This window comes from Ruficoccus amylovorans (assembly GCF_014230085.1).
GTDB lineage: Bacteria > Verrucomicrobiota > Verrucomicrobiia > Opitutales > Cerasicoccaceae > Ruficoccus > Ruficoccus amylovorans.
In genome coordinates this window covers 1-3,368 of the sequence record NZ_JACHVB010000041.1, presented here as the reverse complement: position 1 = coordinate 3,368, position 3,368 = coordinate 1, and the positions used below count along the sequence as shown (strand labels likewise).

Genomic DNA, 3,368 nt, shown 5'->3' with positions numbered 1-3,368 from the left:
GAAGGCCCCGGCCCCCTGCGCCTGCCCCGCCCCTGAGACCAAAAGCCCCAGCAGGCACAACAGCCCCTTGACTGGGACGGAAGCCAGGCGCCGCCGACCGGAGCGATGCCTCCGGGCACAGGGGAGCACTGTCTGTGACCTCGCCTCCAACGTCATTTCCCCCCAAGCTCCACGAGCACCGTGACGGCCCCCGCGTTGTCCTGCTGACGCGCGTAATCAAGCGCCGTGTCTGCGCGAGCGTCCACCGCCTCCACCTTTGCCCCGGACTCCACAAGGGCCTCGATCACCGCGGGGTCGGGATTCAGGGCCGCCGCCAGCATGAGCGGCGTCAACCCGTATCCGTCTGTGCCGTTGGGGTCCGCCCCGCCCACCACCAGTGCCCGAATGACCGCAGGCGAGTTGGTGGCGGCAGCAGCCATCAAAGCGGTCCAGCCGTATTGGGTTTGGGCATTCGGAAGCGCCCCCGCCTCCAGCAGGGCCCGAACGACCTCGGGGGTGTTTTCCTGGGCCGCATACATCAGCGGGGTCAACTCATCGTCGTCGGCATCGTTCGGGTCCGCCCCGGCTGCGATCAGGGCCTGAATGACCGCCACCGAGGGGTTGGAGAGGCCCGCGTACATCAACGCCGTCGCACCGTAGCGGTTTCTCCCGCTGGGATCCTCCCCGGCCCGCACAAGGCTGCGAATGACCGCCGGGTCGTCCGTCTGCCTCGCCGCCTGCCCCAAGGGAGTCCACAGCACCGCTGCCCGTGGGCCAGAGGACACTCCGGGCTCAGCAGGGTTAACACCGCCTTCCTCTTTAGGAGAAGAGACCGTTGCCGCACAGCCACAAAGACCGGCAAACCCCAACCAGACGAAGGACGTTATGAGCAGAATCAGTAGTTTTACCATGGCCCGACTACCCCAGCGATCACTGGTAACAATAGCAAGCCTTTTCCACTATGATCGCTGGGGTGAACTCAGTCGAACGTGTCGCCCAAAGAAGCCGAGAGCTGCGCCAGAAACATGGCATGACCCAGCAGGAGCTGGCGGAGCTCGCCGACATGTCCGAGAAATTCCTTCAGCAGATCGAGTCCTGCCGCAAGAAGGAGATCTGGGTCAGTACGGTTGAGCGGATCGCCCGGGCCTTCAGCCTGGAAGCGCATGAATTCCTCGCCCCGACCCTCCCCACGAAGTCAAAACCCGTCCGCAAGGTCGCCAGCAGCCGCGTCCACAAGTAAGCCTCTCACCTCTCCCTCTCACCTTCTCCGAATAGAGGACACCGCACGGGGCCGGAACTCTTCATCGGCCTGGCCACCCGGCGAGGAGAAGCAGGACCACAGGGTCTCTCCGTCCGGTCCGCCTGAAGTGCCTTTCACGGGGGGATGAAGCAGAGGGAATTACATCAAGGAGACACCGGTCCCACAGGGACCCTGGGGACCCAAAGGGCAAATATTTGACATAGGGCCCCTGGGGACCGGTGTCTCATCAACGCCCCCAAGGGGGGATTTTTAAGGGGCAAAAAGGGGCATTAGCCCCCTGTTTCGAGCCATTATCCCCGCTCAAAAAGGCTTCCAACGACGCCTAAAGGCCCACCCACCACGCCCTGATCGGGATATCATGACAGGGCTCCTCTACGTGCCCACTTCTACTAACCCCTGCTACTCAGATAACTAACAGGGCACTGAACATGACGTGCGGGGTATTTGGCCCTATGATAACGAAAAGAATCGGGCCAAAAGGGGAGAGTGAGACATTCTCCACAATCGGACTCCCCTACTAACACACAAGACTCCGCCCTCCTGTGTCGCCCGGCGTCAGCCATGCGGCCCTCCAACCAAACCGTGCCCCCCCTCCCCCATCGGGGTGACACAGACTTGCGGCAGGCCCGGAACGCCGGAGCCGAAGAATGTGGGTCAGCCTCGCCCGAACCTCTCCCGGGCATGCTGACGCTGCCAGTAACCATTCTTCGGAAGCTCGATCCCCCTCGCAAGACAACGCTTGCGCACCGCGTTGTCGGAGACCCCCAACTCCGCCCCGAGTGCCCGCAGAGGCTTCTCCCACACCAGCCGAGACAACACCTTGTCTGTGGGCCAGTCATCAAAGCCCTGACCGGCGGGCAGCTCGACCTCGACCCCCTCCAGAGACTCCGGTGTCAGGGACCAGTAAGCCTCCACCTCCTGAGGGTCTTCAACCACATCCCGGTAATGGCTGTCGATCATCGCACGGGAGGTCCCGTTGTTGAAGGCCGTGTGAGCCTCGTCCCGGTCACGCTCCAACTGGTAACTGATCGAAGTGTGGCGGATGATGTCCTGAACCCATACCTCGGCACCCGTAGCCTTTTTGAGAGACTTCATTTTGTAGGTGCTTCCCGCAGGTAAACCGTCAAAGGGATACTTGGATAACCAGTTTTTTAGGATATCAGGCAAGGGTACACGACGGTTCATCTTGCGACGAAGCTTGCCCCCGGTAACAACGATGAACTCGTCCCTGATGTTGCTCGGCTTCAGATCTTCAATCTCACTCGGACGCAACCCGGCAAAGATTCCAATCGCCACCACCGGAGCCATGATTCCCTCCTGATAGAGCAAGGCTGCCCGTAGCAGCCTCCGGACCTCCTCAAACCTCAGGATCCTCACCGGCGAGGAGTCCGCAGGCAGGGAGTCCAGGCGTGAACAAGGGTTCTCAAGACAGTGATGCCGCCGTACGCACCAGTTGAAAAAGGTGTTCAGACCCCGCCGATATGTCTTCTGGGTGTTGAGGTTCTTATACTTACTCAGCAACGACTCCAGTTCCCGAAGACCGATCCGGTGGACCAGAGTGTTCGGGTCAAGCCGTTGCAGAAGCTTCAGAGAGGACTCATAATGAGAGAGAGTCTTGGGACGGGCATGCTCCTTCCCCCCGAGAAAACGGGTAATGGCGGTCGTGACAGACACCTCCTCCAACTCGGGACGGTAATGCTTGAGCAGATACTCCACCGCCTGATCCAGCGACAGGTGCATCCGGGCACTAACGGTTTCCTCCAGTTTGAGGTAATGGGAGACGATTTCGCCCAGAGCCCTTCCCTTGGTCAGGCCGCGGGCTACTTCGGCATCACTGAGTTCCTCCCGGCTCAGTGATGTTCGCTGAAGTTGATAGTCCGCCACCTGCCCACTGGCCTCATTTTCAATCTTGGCCCGATATTCGTAGGCGTCTGCCTTGATCTTAAACCGCTTACGCTCACGCCTACCATCGGGCCAGTACCCATCAAGCCGCCACAACTTGCGCCCCGATGCTGCTGTGATAAGCGTAACCCTGAAACGTTCATCTTTTTTGGGGCGAGCCATACCCGAGTTTTAGGCATTATTTTAGGCAACAGTCAAACCATGAGCTACGTATAAATTCATTAAA

The 3,368-nt window shown here is 60.1% G+C and carries 3 protein-coding genes; 1 reads left to right on the top strand and 2 read right to left on the bottom strand.

Annotated features, from left to right (window positions below; genetic code table 11):
* Positions 1–152: 152 nt before the first annotated feature.
* A complete protein-coding gene (locus H5P28_RS19905; RefSeq protein WP_185675414.1) occupies positions 153–764 on the bottom strand; it encodes an ankyrin repeat domain-containing protein in 612 nt (203 codons plus the stop codon).
* A 176-nt stretch (positions 765–940) separates the two neighbouring features.
* Here H5P28_RS19905 and H5P28_RS14315 point away from each other — a divergent pair, with 176 nt between their 5' ends.
* Positions 941–1,219: a helix-turn-helix domain-containing protein gene (locus tag H5P28_RS14315; protein ID WP_185675413.1), complete on the top strand. Its 279-nt coding sequence runs from the start codon at positions 941–943 to the stop codon at positions 1,217–1,219.
* 675 nt (positions 1,220–1,894) lie between these two features.
* Here H5P28_RS14315 and H5P28_RS14310 read toward each other — a convergent pair.
* Positions 1,895–3,304, bottom strand: coding sequence for a tyrosine-type recombinase/integrase (locus tag H5P28_RS14310; protein ID WP_185676397.1), 1,410 nt, complete (start codon positions 3,302–3,304; stop codon positions 1,895–1,897).
* Positions 3,305–3,368: the final 64 nt, after the last annotated feature.